The sequence below is a fragment of the Bacillus sp. JZ109 genome (assembly GCF_053903135.1).
Genome location: NZ_CP096388.1, coordinates 525,002 through 541,081 on the forward strand (window position 1 = coordinate 525,002; position 16,080 = coordinate 541,081).

Annotated in this window: 12 protein-coding genes; 5 read left to right on the plus strand and 7 right to left on the minus strand. The window is 42.5% G+C overall.

Translation table 11 applies throughout. The features are described from left to right. Window positions 1-9 precede the first annotated feature (9 nt). The gene (edmS, locus tag M1D94_RS02765; protein WP_003227896.1) at window positions 10-177 is read left to right on the plus strand and encodes an extrachromosomal elements maintenance protein EdmS; all 168 of its coding nucleotides are present in this window, start codon (window positions 10-12) and stop codon (window positions 175-177) included. Between the two features lie 140 nt (window positions 178-317). After that, window positions 318-1,559 (plus strand): gamma-DL-glutamyl hydrolase, encoded by a 1,242-nt coding sequence (gene pgdS, locus M1D94_RS02770; RefSeq protein WP_003242751.1) that lies wholly within the window; start codon window positions 318-320, stop codon window positions 1,557-1,559. A 33-nt stretch (window positions 1,560-1,592) separates the two neighbouring features. Here pgdS and ywtE read toward each other — a convergent pair whose 3' ends face one another. Then, window positions 1,593-2,453 carry a 5-amino-6-(5-phospho-D-ribitylamino)uracil phosphatase YwtE gene (ywtE, locus tag M1D94_RS02775; RefSeq protein WP_283857137.1) on the minus strand — a complete coding sequence of 287 codons (861 nt, stop codon included), beginning with the start codon at window positions 2,451-2,453 and terminating at the stop codon, window positions 1,593-1,595. Between the two features lie 155 nt (window positions 2,454-2,608). Further along, window positions 2,609-3,577, minus strand: coding sequence for a polyisoprenyl-teichoic acid--peptidoglycan teichoic acid transferase TagT (gene tagT / locus M1D94_RS02780; protein ID WP_015714819.1), 969 nt, complete (start codon window positions 3,575-3,577; stop codon window positions 2,609-2,611). Window positions 3,578-3,909: 332 nt separating this feature from the next. On the opposite strand from tagT, the gene M1D94_RS02785 reads away from it, so the two are divergent. Continuing rightward, window positions 3,910-5,283 carry a sugar porter family MFS transporter gene (locus tag M1D94_RS02785; protein WP_038429742.1) on the plus strand — a complete coding sequence of 458 codons (1,374 nt, stop codon included), beginning with the start codon at window positions 3,910-3,912 and terminating at the stop codon, window positions 5,281-5,283. A 36-nt stretch (window positions 5,284-5,319) separates the two neighbouring features. On the opposite strand, the gene M1D94_RS02790 is transcribed toward M1D94_RS02785, so the two are convergent. The 3 genes from M1D94_RS02790 to M1D94_RS02800 are packed head-to-tail and all read right to left on the minus strand — an operon-like array spanning window position 5,320 to window position 9,004. Then, window positions 5,320-6,444, minus strand: a complete 1,125-nt coding sequence (locus M1D94_RS02790) for a Ger(x)C family spore germination protein (RefSeq protein ID WP_456270407.1) — start codon at window positions 6,442-6,444, stop codon at window positions 5,320-5,322. Beyond that, window positions 6,441-7,547 (minus strand): spore germination protein, encoded by a 1,107-nt coding sequence (locus tag M1D94_RS02795; protein WP_021480748.1) that lies wholly within the window; start codon window positions 7,545-7,547, stop codon window positions 6,441-6,443. The genes M1D94_RS02790 and M1D94_RS02795 overlap by 4 nt, the downstream gene beginning before the upstream one ends. Before the next feature lie 5 nt (window positions 7,548-7,552). Continuing rightward, window positions 7,553-9,004, minus strand: coding sequence for a spore germination protein (locus tag M1D94_RS02800; protein ID WP_014481095.1), 1,452 nt, complete (start codon window positions 9,002-9,004; stop codon window positions 7,553-7,555). 265 nt (window positions 9,005-9,269) lie between these two features. Between M1D94_RS02800 and manA the strand changes: the two genes are divergently transcribed. After that, window positions 9,270-10,220 (plus strand): mannose-6-phosphate isomerase, class I, encoded by a 951-nt coding sequence (gene manA, locus M1D94_RS02805; RefSeq protein WP_249850815.1) that lies wholly within the window; start codon window positions 9,270-9,272, stop codon window positions 10,218-10,220. Window positions 10,221-10,348: 128 nt separating this feature from the next. Beyond that, the gene (gene lytD / locus M1D94_RS02810) at window positions 10,349-12,991 is read left to right on the plus strand and encodes a beta-N-acetylglucosaminidase LytD (RefSeq protein WP_456270408.1); all 2,643 of its coding nucleotides are present in this window, start codon (window positions 10,349-10,351) and stop codon (window positions 12,989-12,991) included. 38 nt (window positions 12,992-13,029) lie between these two features. On the opposite strand, the gene M1D94_RS02815 is transcribed toward lytD, so the two are convergent. Next, window positions 13,030-14,889, minus strand: a complete 1,860-nt coding sequence (locus M1D94_RS02815; protein WP_326243122.1) for a CDP-glycerol glycerophosphotransferase family protein — start codon at window positions 14,887-14,889, stop codon at window positions 13,030-13,032. A gap of 18 nt (window positions 14,890-14,907) precedes the next feature. Continuing rightward, window positions 14,908-16,077 carry a CDP-glycerol glycerophosphotransferase family protein gene (locus M1D94_RS02820; RefSeq protein ID WP_024571914.1) on the minus strand — a complete coding sequence of 390 codons (1,170 nt, stop codon included), beginning with the start codon at window positions 16,075-16,077 and terminating at the stop codon, window positions 14,908-14,910. Window positions 16,078-16,080 lie beyond the last annotated feature (3 nt).

Genomic DNA, 16,080 nt, shown 5'->3' on the forward strand with positions numbered 1-16,080 from the left:
GTGATAAAGATGAAATTTGTCAAAGCCATCTGGCCATTTGTTGCCGTAGCCATCGTGTTCATGTTTATGTCAGCTTTTAAATTCAATGATCAGCTGACAGATCAGGAAAAACAGAAGATTGATATGGAAATGAATAAAATCCAACAGCAGGAAGAACCGGTAAACGCCAATAAATAATTCAAAAAAGAGAGTGTCTGATGAGACACTCTCTTTTTATTTGCCCAGCATATTCATTCTGTAAAAATATCAAAAAGTCTCTTAACATATTCAAAAAAATACCGATGTTAAAACTGCAAAAAGAGGAGGAGATAATAAAAGTGAACACACTGGCAAACTGGAAGAAGTTTTTGCTTGTGGCGGTTATCATTTGTTTTTTGGTTCCAATTATGACAAAAGCGGAGATTGCGGAAGCTGATACATCATCAGAATTGATTGTCAGCGAAGCAAAAAACCTGCTTGGATATCAGTATAAATATGGCGGGGAAACGCCGAAAGAGGGTTTCGATCCATCAGGATTGATACAATATGTGTTCAGTAAGGCTGATATTCATCTGCCGAGATCTGTAAACGACCAGTATAAAATCGGAACAGCTGTAAAGCCGGAAAACCTGAAGCCGGGTGATATTTTGTTTTTCAAGAAAGAGGGAAGCACCGGCACTGTTCCGACACATGACGCCCTTTATATCGGAGACGGCCAAATGGTTCACAGTACACAGTCAAAAGGGGTTATCATCACCAATTACAAAAAAAGCAGCTATTGGAGCGGAACTTATATCGGGGCGAGACGAATCGCTGCCGATCCGGCAACGGCTGATGTTCCTGTCGTACAGGAGGCTGAAAAATATATCGGTGTCCCATATGTGTTTGGCGGAAGCACGCCGTCAGAGGGCTTTGATTGCTCGGGGCTTGTGCAATATGTGTTTCAACAGGCACTCGGCATTTATCTGCCACGATCAGCCGAACAGCAGTGGGCAGTGGGCGAGAAGGTAGCCCCTCAGAACATAAAGCCTGGTGATGTCGTCTATTTCAGCAATACGTATAAAACGGGAATTTCACATGCAGGCATTTATGCGGGCGCAGGCAGGTTCATTCAGGCAAGCCGGTCAGAAAAAGTAACCATTTCCTATTTGTCAGAGGATTACTGGAAATCGAAGATGACGGGTATTCGCCGATTTGACAACCTGACAATCCCGAAAGAAAATCCGATTGTTTCCGAAGCGACGCTTTATGTCGGAGAAGTACCTTATAAACAGGGCGGAGTAACACCTGAGACAGGATTTGATACAGCTGGATTTGTCCAATATGTATACCAGAAAGCAGCTGGTATTTCCCTGCCTCGATACGCAACAAGCCAGTACAATGCCGGAACTAAGATTGAGAAGGCGGACCTGAAGCCGGGAGACATTGTGTTCTTTCAATCAACAAGCTTAAATCCCTCCATCTATATCGGAAACGGACAAGTTGTTCATGTCACATTATCAAACGGCGTGACCATCACCAATATGAACACGAGCACATATTGGAAGGATAAATACGCAGGAAGTATACGGGTGCAATAAAAGAAAAAGACTCCAATCTCTGGAGTCTTTTCTTTATGCATATTGTCCTGAAAGAAGCTGGTCTATAAAGTAGGCCACACCATTTTCGTCATTGCTTTTTGTGACAAAGGTGCTTTTTTCTTTTAATTCATCAATCGCATTTTCCATGGCGATACGGTGTCCGGCGACTTCAAACATGGATAAATCGTTTGGACTATCGCCGATCGCATAGATATCCTGTGGTTCAATTCCGTATAGGTCAGCGAGCTTTGTTAACGCGCGTCCTTTTCCTGACGAGGCCGGCAGGATTTCGATAATATGTTTTCCTGAAGAGGTTTGAGCCAGTTTTTTATGATGCTTCAGTTCTTCCTTCGCTTGTTTCAGCTTGTCCATATCAAAGGAGAAGCAAAGAAGCTTATAAATGTTTTCACTCCCGTCAAAAACCGATTCGATATGAGGGATTGGTTTAATGCCAAACTGTTTGAATTGAGTCATGGCTCCTTGCCACAATTCATCCGTCTGCTCGTTTGGGTTTGCGCTCTTTAGAATGTCAAGCTCCGCGTGCAGCTTAGCTTCGCCGTCAAAAGGAGATAGCAGATGGTCATCTGTATATACCTCAAAATAAATGTTTTTTGAAAGTAAGTAATCAGCAATCGCTTTACCAGCTTCCTGATCCATTAATGTCCGGCTGATCAAACGGTAACCCGTGTCATGGATCGTACCGCCATTAGCTGCAATGATAGGGATGTCCAAGTCATTCAGCAGCGCTTTTACATCAAATGTCGCTCTTCCCGTGCAAATGGTGACGAGGATGCCGGCATCAACGGCCCGCTTGATCGCCTCTCTGTTTTCCACAGAAATGACGCTTTCTTTATTCAGTAATGTTCCGTCAAGATCAATCGCAATACATTTCATATGTAGGGGAACCTCCTTAAAAATGAAGCTGCTTCGTGTAGTATGTTCAGCTTGCCTGTGAAACATAATCCATATAAATTAAGGCTAATCGTTACTTTGATAATTTTCAATAAGGAAATATGTAAAACGGGATGGCGTAATCGCCATCCCGTTCATTATACACCTAAATCGTTTTGCAGCTCTTCTTTAACTTCCTGCAGCTTTTGCTGATTCAATTTGAAATAATAGACTCCGGCAGGTTCATAATCATAACCCGTCAGCTGAATAGACTCAACTGATTTCAATGAAGTGATGAACGGGAACAGGCCGATGGCATCTTTAAGAGATAAGTTCATTTTTAAATTTTGCCCCATCGTATCCACAATATCATCATAAGCCGGAATTGAGCTCAATGATTTTGATTTATCTATAATGGCGCTCAGCACTTCCATTTGTCTTTGCCCGCGTAAAAGGTCACTGTCTGCTTTACGTGTTCTTACGTAAGCGAGCGCTTCTTCACCATCAAGCGTATGTGTTCCTTTTTGAAGAACGACTTTACCTTTTGTATCTTTTTTGATTTGCTGAATGACTTTATCGCTTTTTACCGTTACTTTGACGCCATTTAACTCGTTTACGACGTCTTCAAAAGCCGTGAAATTGCTTTCTACGACATAATCGACGGGAATATCCAGCATTTGTTCAACTGTTTTCACAGTCAGGTCAACGCCGCCGTAGGCGTGAGCATGTGTGAATTTATCATACCCGTGGCCTGGGATATTTACATAGGCATCACGCGGAATGCTCAGCATTTTAGCTGTTTTTTCTTTCCGATTAAATGTAACCAGCACATTCGCGTCACTTCTTGCCTGATCGACGGTCTCGCCGTTTTTCTCCCTGGCATCAATTCCTAAGAGCAATACAGAAAATGAATCTTTTCCAGGATCAAATTCTTTGATCCGTTTTACGGATTGTTCTCCGCGTGCAAGGCTGACGTGAGCTTCCTTAGAAGCATTGTTCAGCTTTACAAAAGCGTAGGCGCCGACAGAGCCTGCCGCAATGACTAGAAAAGCCATTAAACCGGCAACGACTTTCACCCATTTTCTCAGTTTTCTCTTTTTCTTTCTGCGTTGTGTTCGTTCTTCCATATATCAATACCTCACGTTTCTTTAATATTTGAAGCGTACCATTCTATTTGCCATGGGGCAACTCCTCGAAAGACATTTTTCGATAAATATTCCTATATTTATAAGTTCTTGTTTTTGAAAATTGATAATGATGATGTGCTGAATCACCTTATATTGGACGCCGCAGCAGGTAAAATGTTTCAGTGACATTGAAAAAAATACAAGTAAATGATTGGAAAACCTATGATCAGCAAAATAAAAAGGTTTAATAGCCGGAAAAAGAGGCTAAAAGATTTCTAAAAAAATCCCACAGACAATGTCATTGCAGCTGATGGAGAAAGGGAGTCATTTTTATGAAAAAGCAGTCAAATATATGGCTTTATTTTTTCGGAGCTCTTGGAGGCGCGTTATATGGCTATGATACCGGAGTGATTTCCGGAGCTATTTTATTTATGAAAAAGGAGTTAGGCTTAAACGCGTTTACAGAAGGTCTTGTTGTCAGCTCCTTGCTGGTTGGGGCGATATTAGGCTCAGGAGCAGCCGGCAAGCTGACTGACCGTTTCGGAAGAAAAAAAGCAATTATGGCAGCCGCGCTGCTGTTTTGTATAGGCGGTCTTGGTGTGGCACTGGCCCCAAATACGGGAGTCATGGTGCTGTTTCGCATCATTTTGGGACTTGCAGTCGGAACATCGACGACAATCGTGCCCCTTTATTTATCTGAACTGGCGCCAAAACATAAACGCGGGGCGCTGTCATCACTGAATCAGCTGATGATCACGGTCGGCATCCTTCTTTCTTACATTGTCAATTACATATTTGCCGATGCCGAAGCGTGGCGCTGGATGCTTGGATTGGCTGCCGTGCCGTCATTGCTCTTGCTCATTGGCATTTTGTTTATGCCGGAGAGCCCGCGCTGGCTGTTCACGAATGGCGAAGAAAGCAAAGCGAAGAAAATTCTTGAAAAATTGCGTGGCACAAAAGATATTGATCAGGAAATACATGATATAAAAGAAGCGGAAAAGCAGGATGAAGGCGGCCTGAAGGAGCTGTTCGATCCATGGGTGCGCCCAGCGCTTATTGCAGGTTTGGGACTCGCTTTTTTGCAGCAATTTATCGGAACGAATACGATCATCTACTATGCGCCAAAGACCTTTACAAACGTCGGATTCGGAAACTCCGCTTCGATTTTAGGCACGGTCGGAATCGGCACAGTCAATGTTGTCATGACATTAGTAGCGATTAAAATCATCGACAAGATTGGAAGAAAGCCGTTATTGCTATTCGGGAATGCGGGAATGGTGATCAGCTTGATCGTTCTCGCTTTAGTAAATCTCTTTTTCGATAACACTCCGGCTGCCTCATGGACGACCGTCATTTGTTTAGGCGTGTTTATCGTTGTCTTTGCGGTCAGCTGGGGACCGGTTGTGTGGGTGATGCTTCCTGAATTGTTCCCCCTTCACGTCAGAGGAATCGGGACCGGTGTTTCGACCTTAATGTTGCACGTTGGGACACTGATTGTTTCACTAACCTATCCAATATTAATGGAAGCGATCGGAATCAGTTATTTATTCCTGATTTATGCCGCGATCGGTATCATGGCGTTCTTATTTGTTCGATTTAAAGTGACAGAGACAAAGGGAAAAAGCCTTGAAGAAATTGAGCAGGATTTACGGGACAAAAACGGACAGGGAGGAGCGGCCGGAAAACAGCAGACTGTCGGAACATAAAAAAGGGTGCGCGATCATGCGCACCCTTTTGATTGCTTACTTTCCCACCGTGCCAAAGTTAATGATTTTAAAAGAAATATCGTACTTAAAATCAGTCTCAGAAAATATTTCATCCCAATGCCCTTTTACTTTATTCCAGTAGTCAGGGTGTTGAATCCTTATGTGGTCTGATAAAAAGACCGGATCGGTTTTATACTCGTGCTGCAGTTTATCCATCACCTGCTTTACATCTCGTTCAAGCTTTTTTTCAAAAATGTTTTCCAGCCTGTGCAAATAACTTTTGCTAAAGGAGTTTTCATTCGGGTTTTGGTCTTCTGTCAGGATGCCCTTTGTTTTAACAGAAATCTGAAAGACAGGCTTTCCGTTTTCAATGACGGGCTTAATTTTCGTTTTCGACTTTTTAATTTCAAACGTAATCGGATGTCCTTTATCTGTCGTTGGCATGACACCGCCTTGGATCGTCCCCATGACCCATGTCAGTGTTTGGGTTTCATCAGCTGAAAGAAACCCAACGAGTTTATTGCTGCCTCTTTTGATAACGCCTGAACCGTCATACTTGGCTTTTCCCTTTTGGTTTTTTACGGCTTGAATAAGAAAACTGTAGCCATTTTGGCAATAGATAGAAGCTCTGCCGATACGAAGCGGCATCATAATCTTCCCGTTATACCCGCTGTTATTGGTCAGATCAATTAGCTTTTCGGAAGGCATCGGCAGCTGCTGCTTCGGACTTCCTTTTGTGAAAATATCTCCGGCTTTCCCTCTTGCTGCCATCAAATAGCTGCTGCGCCGCAGCTCATCATCCCGGATAAAATGATTGAAGACCTGATCTATGTTTTGATTCCTCATTAGCTTTTCTCCAAGAAGAATGACTTTTAAATGATCGCTATAAATAGGAGGGTCCTTGATGGATACATCACTGACTGCTTCTAGAATGGTTTTCCCATGGGATGTCACATTAACAAATTCGGGTTTTCCGGATGCTTGGCTGTCTTCACTTTGGGGAAGAAGGTTTTGGTATGTTAATTTATACTGGTGGTCATCCGTTTCATCGAGCGCAAGTCCTCTCGCGAAAGACAATTTTTCAATATTTTTTACATCCCAGCATCCGCAGAGCATCTGCAGCATCAGAACCATTACAAAAAGTTTCAGCATTGTCTTCATTGCAGCTGCCCCCTCCCCAGTTTTTTCTGTATCCAGCTTAAAAACCAGATGAAAAATGGTATTACAATGATGCCTAGAAATATATATCCGAGAAGTGTACCGTAATAAAACACGGCATTAAGATCTTCAGGAAACATTGATAGAAAAAATGTAACAGCCAGCAATGCAGTAAGCAGCCAAGGATTGTTTTTATTTTTCAGGTGGAAGATATCTGTTAATCCGATATGCGCCCCTTTAAAGGAGCCGAGCATACATGCAAATTGCTGTGCTGTCCAAGTTAACTGTAAAAACAGGTCAAACCGTTCAATAAAAATGCCCGGGATTTCTAATGCATGAATGAGTGAAATCGTCGGCCACGTCACTGTTTTTGCCTCAGCCACACTCATACAGCCAATGACAATAAACAAAGTAATGCTGTAGAAAACAGTTGAGGTTACAATACCAAAGGCGACAGCTTTTTTTACCTGCTTTGGATCTTTCATAAAGGGAACGAGATAAAAAATAATTTCAAATCCAGAAAAATATAAAAGGGTTTTAGGAAATAAAGAAAAAAAACTTTGAAAGCCGCCTTCAAAAACGGGCCGTATAAAATCTAACTGAAACAAACGAAAGCTAAACATCAAAAGCATGAGAAAAATAATAATTGTAATAGGGAAGATATATGCATATACCTTCGCAATGGGGTATACGCCCCCAGCCACATGATAAATGGCAACTGCCAGAAAAATGATCACAACAACCGCCATCGGTGTGTTTTTTAAAAGAAAGAATCCGACAACCTCGCCTAAAATCCGTGTCTGAAAACATACGATACCGATAAAATACAGGGAAATAAATACATTCAAAAAGAAACCAACCACTTTTCCCGCTGCAATGCTGTTGAGCTCAAAAATCGTTTTCCCGCTGTTTCGTTGAAGAAAAGGCAAAAAAAGCAGAGAAAAAATAATAAAAATAACGCCCTGCAGCAGGATCATGATCCATCCAATCGGACTGTCGGTTTCAGCGGCTGAGCGGGGAAGGGTTAAGACGCCAGCACCGATCATTGTACTGCTTACCATAATAAGCGTCTGCATAAATGTAAGCTTGTCCTCTGATTGCCTCATAGCCATCACCTTTGTCTGATTTTATCTTTTGTGCCTTTGCGGGTAGGTCTTCTTTTTAAAAATAGGGTGGGAACGCGAATAATCGTGTCTTTCAAATCTTGTCCGGGCTGTGCCATTATCGGAATAATGTAATCCTGGCCAAAGCTTTTCAAACGCATTAAATGGCCAATTACTAACAGAAAGACCATGATGACGCCATACATGCCCAATACAGCTGCACTTATCATTGCTGCGATACGAATAATCCGCAGCGGAAAGTTAAAGGCGTATGAAGGAACGGTAAAGGACGCCAATGCCGTAACGGAAACGACAATGACCATCAGTGCGCTGACAATTTGCGCCTGCACAGCTGCCTGTCCGATGACAACGCCTCCAATAAGCCCAATCGTCTGTCCGATCGGCTTTGGCAGCCGTAAACCGGCTTCCCGGATCAGTTCTATCGTAAATATCATAATAAAGGCTTCAACAAAAGGCGGAAAGGGCACATTCAGCCTGCTGCCTGCAATTGAAATAGCCATTCTCGTCGGCAAAAGCCCCGTATGGAAGGAAACGAGAGAAATATATAAGCCCGGCAAATAAATGGTAATCAGGATGCTGGAATAACGAAGCAAACGAATAAGTGACATTGTAATCCAGCGCTGGCTGTAATCATCCGGTGAATGAATAAATTCATCAAGCGTTGCGGGGACAACGAGTGCAAACGGCGTGCCATCCACCAAAATGGAAACCCGGCCTTCCAACAATGAGCTTTCTACACGATCTGGACGCTCTGTACTTAAGATCGTCGGAAAGATCGAAAAAGGTTCATCTTCAATGAGCTGCTCAAGTGTGCCTGATTCCGGCAAATCATCTGTTATGATGGATTTTAGGCGTTTAAACACTTCTTTTACGACATAATCAGGGGCAATATCCTGAATATATGCGACAGCTATCTTTTTTTTTGTCCTTTTGCCTATCGTCATTTCTTTTATGATGAGATTAGGGTCACTCGTCCGCTCTCGTAAAAGCGCCGTGTTTGTCCGGAGATTTTCAATAAAGCCAATCTTCGGACCGCGTTCTACGATTTCAGAGGAAGGTTCTTCAAAGGCGCGCGTCATGAATGTTTTCGTATCAAAAGCCAGCCCTCCGCTGTATCCATCGGCCAGCAAGATGGCATGTCCGGAAAAAATAAGCTGCTGTATTTCCTTTATAGTAGAGATTACATTGTGATGATAGCCGAAAAAGAAAGCGGATAAATCTTCAATCAAGCCCTCTTTTTTGTCTAACGCTTCTTTTTGTAAAGGAGAAATGACGTATTGCGCCAGAAGTTTATTTTCTGTCAAACCGTCAATATACAGTAGGCACGCTTTCTGTCTGCTGCCTCCAAATGAAAACGTATAAAACATGATATCGTCGTTTTGTCCCAACTTTTTTTTCAATGTCTCTATATTGCGTTGGAGATCAGAGTCGATTTGCATAGTTTCTCTCCTTCGTAAACAGATTGACGGTTTTTATTAATTTGTATCAAAAAAGGAGAATTATTCTTATCGAGGAAAAGGCTGAAACAAAGCTTCTTTTCGACGTGATATAATAGATAGGAAGCGTTTTCTTTGAAGGGGTAGTGAAAAGATGATGCTTTGTACATATGTTGTCATCGGAAAAAAGACAGCTTATACGGGCGTTTGTAAGAGGGGCGCACCGGGAAAATGATGATCAGTTATTTACAGGGGAGGGGTACGGATCATGACGCAATCACCGATTTTTCTAACGCCTGTGTTTAAAGAAAAAATCTGGGGCGGAACCGCTTTACGAGATAGATTTGGATACAGTATTCCTTCAGAATCAACGGGGGAATGCTGGGCCATTTCCGCTCATCCAAAAGGACCGAGCACTGTTGCAAATGGCCCGTATAAAGGAAAGACATTAATCGAGCTTTGGGAAGAGCACCGTGAAGTATTCGGCGGCGTAGAGGGGGATCGGTTTCCGCTTCTGACAAAGCTGCTGGATGTGAGGGAAGATACGTCAATTAAAGTTCACCCTGATGATTACTATGCCGGAGAAAACGAAGAGGGAGAACTCGGCAAGACGGAATGCTGGTACATTATCGACTGTAAGGAAAACGCAGAAATCATTTACGGGCATACGGCCCGCTCAAAAACCGAACTTGTCACAATGATCAACAGCGGTGACTGGGAGGGCCTGCTGCGAAGAATCAAAATTAAACCGGGTGATTTTTATTATGTGCCGAGCGGAACGCTGCATGCATTGTGCAAGGGGGCCCTTGTTTTAGAGACTCAGCAAAATTCAGATGCCACATACCGGGTGTATGATTATGACCGGGTTGATGACAACGGGAAGCCAAGAGAGCTTCATTTTGCCAAAGCGGTCAATGCCGCCACGGTTCCTCATGTGGACGGGTATATAGATGAATCGACAGAATCAAGAAAAGGCATAACCATTAAAACATTTGTCCAAGGGGAATATTTTTCGGTGTATAAATGGGACATCAATGGCGAAGCTGAAATGGCTCAGGATGAATCCTTTCTGATTTGCAGCGTGATAGAAGGAAGCGGTTTGCTCATGTATGAGGACAAAACATGTCTGCTCAAAAAAGGCGATCACTTTATTTTGCCGTCTCAAATGCCCGATTTTACGATAAAAGGAACTTGTACCCTTATCGTGTCTCATATTTAAACTTAATCTCACTTTGAGATTAAGTTTTTTTATTAGAAAATGGAAGTGATTCACCTATAAATGAAGCATGCGCGTGCCGATAAATAAACTAGTTTTATATACTCATAGAATAAGAAAGAGGAGAAGGAATGAAAAAGAGACTAATCGCACCTATGCTTCTATCCGCCGCGTCCCTTGCCTTTTTTGCCATATCTGGTTCTGCCCAGGCAGCCGCGTATACCGACTACTCACTATATAAAGTAGAGCCGTCGAATACGTTCAGTACAGAAAGCCAAGCCTCACAAGCTGTCGCCAAACTGGAAAAAGATACTGGCTGGGATGCATCCTATCAGGCTTCAGGCACAACAACGACCTACCAAATTTCCGCCTCAGGCATTCATAGCGAATCAGAAGCGAAAGCAATACTGAGCGGACTCGCCAAACAGACATCGATTACAGGAACGTCAAGTCCTGTTGGAAGCAAACAGCCATATGTCACCATCTCGTCAGGTGCCATCTCCGGAGAAAAACAGGCCAACACTATCCTAGCAAAGCTGAAACAGGAGACGGGAGTGGCTGGCGCTGTAAAAGCTTACGGAGCAGCTCAGCCCTATATGAACGTCATGACATCAGACATTGCTGATGAGACAAAAGTCAAGGCGCTTATCCAGAGCCTGGCTAAGCAAACGGGGATTAAAAGCTCGTATCAGCCCATCACACACACGGTGTCTGTCACAACCATTCAGTCTGGCACAATCGTGGGAGACAGCAGAGCAGCGCAGATCAAAAACGCCTTCCAAAAGGAATCGGGGCTGCATGCATCATTAAAGGAAACGGTGAAAGGGCAAGCCTATTATACGTTCACAACTGCTGCCATTTCAGGTGAAGCGAATGCCAAGACTCTATTGCAGCAGCTGAAACAGAGCACTGGCATCACAGGCAGCTACAAGTCCATCAATCAAAAAACAACCGTTGAGTCATACAATGTCCAATCAGCTTATTTCAAAGGACTGAATACAGTAAAGGATGCCATCAGCCAAATCAAGAAAAACACCGGCGTATCCGGCAGTTATCAACAGGTTGGAAAAAGCACATCATATACCGTGAATATGAAGGGTATAACAAAACAGCAGCTCCAAAAAATAGACACTTTCTTTAAAAAGAAAAAATGGCATTACACGTCATCCAGCGTCAAAAAAACGACAACGTCTGCAGCTTATCAAATCACGACGGCAAAGATTTTAGGCGAGCAGCAAGCAAACAAAGCAGCAGCCTTCTTTGCTCAGAAAAAAGTAAAAGCTGCAAAAACAGCAGCTGGATCAACAGCAGAAAATCAATATCAGCTCATCTCAGAAGAAACATCAGATCAAGCAAAGGTCACAAAGGGTTTGAACATATTAAAGAAAAATCAGCTGAGTGCTTCTGCGAAATCCGTCAAAAAACAAATAGCTGACACGTTTAAAATCACAACCGAATCTCTGCTTGATCAAACGAAAGTCAATCAGGCACTCACGTTTTTCAAATCGAATCATATATCAGCAGCAAGCCAGAAAACCGGTCAGACAGCTGCGAGCAGCTACCAAATCACAACTGAAGCTATCATCAGCCAAGAAGAGATTGACCGCGTTTTAACATTTTTCAAACAAAATAAAATCGCAGTCACAACATCAAAAACAGGCCAGACTGCATATACACAATACAAAATCGTGACAACACAGCTCAGCAGCAAAACAGCATTGAACAATGGGTTAACCTATCTTAAATCGAAAAGTGTAACCCCGAGCTATACAACGAAAAGCAATACGCTTTATAAAATCAGCGTAAATGAGCAGTTCACAGGCAATGATACAGCTGCTGCGGCATCAACGAAGCTAAAACAATTATACGGATGGACATCATCTATCGTGAAGATCAAAAACGGCCCGCAAATCATGAAAACAAATTACAATCTCTCGCTTCGTGATATGGTCCAAAAACAAATGACAGTAAGTCCGCAAACAGACGGAGCGGCTTACGTATCGCTCACGTACATTAATACAGCAACATCAACCGTTACGGCTGATGTACTAAATATCCGGTCAACGCCGGAAGTCAGCCCGACAAACGTGATCGGCCAATTTAAAAAAGGCGATAAAGTGAAAATCATCGGACAGATAAACGGCTGGGCTAAGATCAATTTGGGCTGGCGAAACGCAAGCAGTGATGAAGTAGTTCAATACGTGGATCCGAATAACTTTTCCAGAGACAGCAAATACTACTTCCAATTTCTCAAGCTGTCACAGACAGCGGGCCTCAGCGTTACTGAGGTCAATCAGAAAGTGCTTGCGGGTAAAGGCATCCTGACAGGGAGAGCAAAGGCATTTATCGATGCCGCCAATCAATATAGCATCAACGAACTGTATTTAATCTCACACGCTCTTCTGGAAACAGGAAACGGGACATCCGCCTTAGCCAATGGATTAACCTATAACGGAAAAACCGTATACAACATGTATGGAATTGGAGCATACGACAGCAATCCGAATTACTACGGAGCCAAATATGCGTACGAACAGGGCTGGTTCACACCAGAAGCGGCCATTATCGGCGGAGCTAAATTCATAGGCTCATCGTATATCCACAACACAGCTTACAATCAGGACACACTGTACAAAATGAGATGGTCAGCTACAGCGACACATCAATACGCAACAGACATCGGCTGGGCGTACAAACAAGTAAACCGCATGTACAGCCTGTATTCATTGCTGGACGGCTATACACTTTACTTTGATGTTCCGGAATATCAATAAAAAAAACACCTTTTGCGGCTGCAAAAGGTGTTTTTGATTTATCTTTTAAGAACCTTATCCTCTGATGGCTCTTCTTCCTGAGGGAAAACAATTTGATCGACGACTCGCTCACTTGCTTTTCCATCAAGATCATCGAAGAAATAATGAACAAATGAATCAATTTGCTCAAAGTTATACTTCTCTTCTTTAATGATCGAAATCATTTGCTCAGACGTTTTCGCAAGAGGGCCAGGAATAAAGTCAAAGTAATCGTAATAGAAATCACGTTTGCGAATATAATCATCTACATCATAGCTGAAGAAGATCATTGGTTTATTTAATAAAGCATACTCAAAGCAAACAGAAGAGTAATCCGTTATCAGAATATCTGTTACGAGCAATAGCTCGTTAATTTCCCTGAACGAAGAGAAATCATAAAAGAAATCGCTGTACTGATAAGGTATATTGGCATCGTTTCGTACGAATGGATGAATTTTGAATAAGAAGATATATTCATCCTTTAACTCTCGATACAGACGGTCAAAATCAAGCACTTCAAAAGGATAATGAGCTGATTGCTGACCGTTTCCGCGGAAGGTTGGAGCAAAAAGAATGACCTTTTTGTCCTTTAGAAACGGATATTCCGTGTAAAGGCGTTCTTTTACAAATGCCTTCTTCGCTTCATCAAAGAAAAAGTCTGTTCGCGGTACGCCCGTAGCAATGACGTTCTCAATGTCTACCCCAAAGCCCTCTGCGTAGTGCTTCCGTATATTTTCAGAGCTGACAATAACCTTCGTGTAGTTTCTATGGTTTTTCGAATGCGGTGACGGTCCTCCTGGCAGACCGATTCGGCTGTAGCCGAATGTCTTAAAAGCGCCGACAGCATGCCACAGCTGGACAAGGTCCGCATTTTTACGGATTTTTAACGGATAAATAATCGGATAAAAATCATCTATAAAAATGATTTTGCTTGTCGCAAAATGATAAGCCATCGACATCAGTTCAGACAGGCTTTTTCTATCTCGAATGCTGCTCTTTAAGAAAAATTTGAAATCAAAATTTTCTTCACGTTTCAGCAGCTCTTCATAAACAAATTCGAAGTTTCCTGTCATATCAAGCCGGCTGTCAGAAGCAAATACAATTTTATTAGACTTAATTGGAAGCAGGCGGAATACATCATAAACAAAATGGAATAAGCTTGTATTCAGCTTGCGCAAAAAGCGGTTTGCCTCTTTTCCAGTATCCAGCTCCAAAAGGCTCGGATCAATTTCCTGCAGTTTGTTGCAAGACAAATTAATCGTCTTTTCGCCCTCATCATAATTAACGATCAAATTGAACTTCATCAGCTTTTTAGCAGAATGAAATTCCATTTTTGTGGCATACACATCATTAGAAAGGAAATTACTTACATTTCCGACTGTATGCACTTCCTGATGTTTTACATTTTGGTCATCTACAGCTTCAATCTCGAGAAACAGCTTATACTCGCCCTGCGGAAGAGGTTTGTCATTCATCAGCTTAGAAAAGTTAATCTGCTGTGAAAATCCTGCCCACTTATAGGCTCCAGGCACATTTGAAGTATCAATTGACAGCTTATCTACCGGAACATCCCGCAGTGAAACAGCTGTAAATAAAACACCGTTGTTCACCAATAATAAACGTTTTCGAACCTGATCCTCTTTTTGAAGCGGCAGGCCCTTGATATACATATAACCCGCAATTTTTAGAATTGACCCATTCCAAGAAAACTCAGAAATCTTTCTGACAGGGACTTGCTGGTTTTCTTCAATTCGCTTCGTTTTATCAAATAGAGAAAAAACCCTGTTATCAGCTGGATGGACAATGACAGCTGCATTTTCTTTTTGCGTTTTCTTTTTTGATCTGAAAAGTCTGTTCTTAATCTTTCTTGCCAGCTTCACTTTGTACCTCACTTTCTCCTAATCGGCACCAGATGTTAAAAATGATGAAATAAAATCGGCCACCCGCTCTGAAGATTTGCCGTCCTGATGGGTGATAAATGCCTGTGAAAAATCTTCAATACGTTTCGTATCAGCCTCGTGATCACTCTCGATATCGTGTACAAGCGATGGAACGTCTTTCGAAATCGGCCCGGGTACAAACGATTCAAACGGGTAGTAGAAATCACGTTCTTCCAAGTAGTCTTCTAAATCCGGACAGTAAAAATACATCGGACGTTTCAGCAGGCTGTACTCGAAAATAACTGAAGAATAATCGGTTATCAGCCCATCAGAGATTGCCATCAAATCGTACAAAGAGTACGAATCAGTTAAATCCAGCACAAAATCATCCTCTTCCGTGTGCGCATGTTTGCGCATATACGGATGAAGATGGAGGATCACGACATAATCTTTATGGTTTAGCGCCGATTTTAATTGTAGCAGATCAAGCGGTATAGCGTCACCCTCTTGATGATGTCCGCTGCCTCGAAAAGTAGGAGCATACAAAAGCTTTTTTTTATGCTTCAGTTCAGGATAAACCCGATGAAACTCATCCAGTACAGTGCGAATATGTTCCTTATGATAAAAATAATCCGTTCTTGGAATGCCGAGCGGCAAAATCTGCTTTTGCTCCATTTGAAAGGCTTCGGCGAAATGCGGAACGGCAGCGGGTGCACTGACAATGGCATAATCATAGTTTGAATGCACGGGAACAATCTTCAAATAATCAGAAGAAGGGCCGAACGGCTTGTTCACAATGCTGTAGCCAAATTTTTTAAACGCGCCGCAAGCATGCCAAAGCTGGATGGCAACAGTTTCCTTTCGTTTTGGCACAACATACAAAGGAAAATAATAATCATCCAACAAAAGCACGCGGCATGTTGCAAGGTGATATAACGAGCTGAAAAGGTGAAGCAAATATGCAGCTCGTCCAATCAGCCCCTTATCCATCTTGCGGAACAGCAGGGTGATGCGAAGAGACGGATCTTGCTTCAGCTTTTCATAGACACCTTTAAAATTATCACTTAAATGATCCTCACGATAGGAAGCTATGACAATTTTGTTGTGCTGTACTGGTAATAAAGCGCTCAATAGTTTATAAGCAGTGCCGAATACTCCTTTTACAATTCGTGTAAGGAATGTTTTCACTGT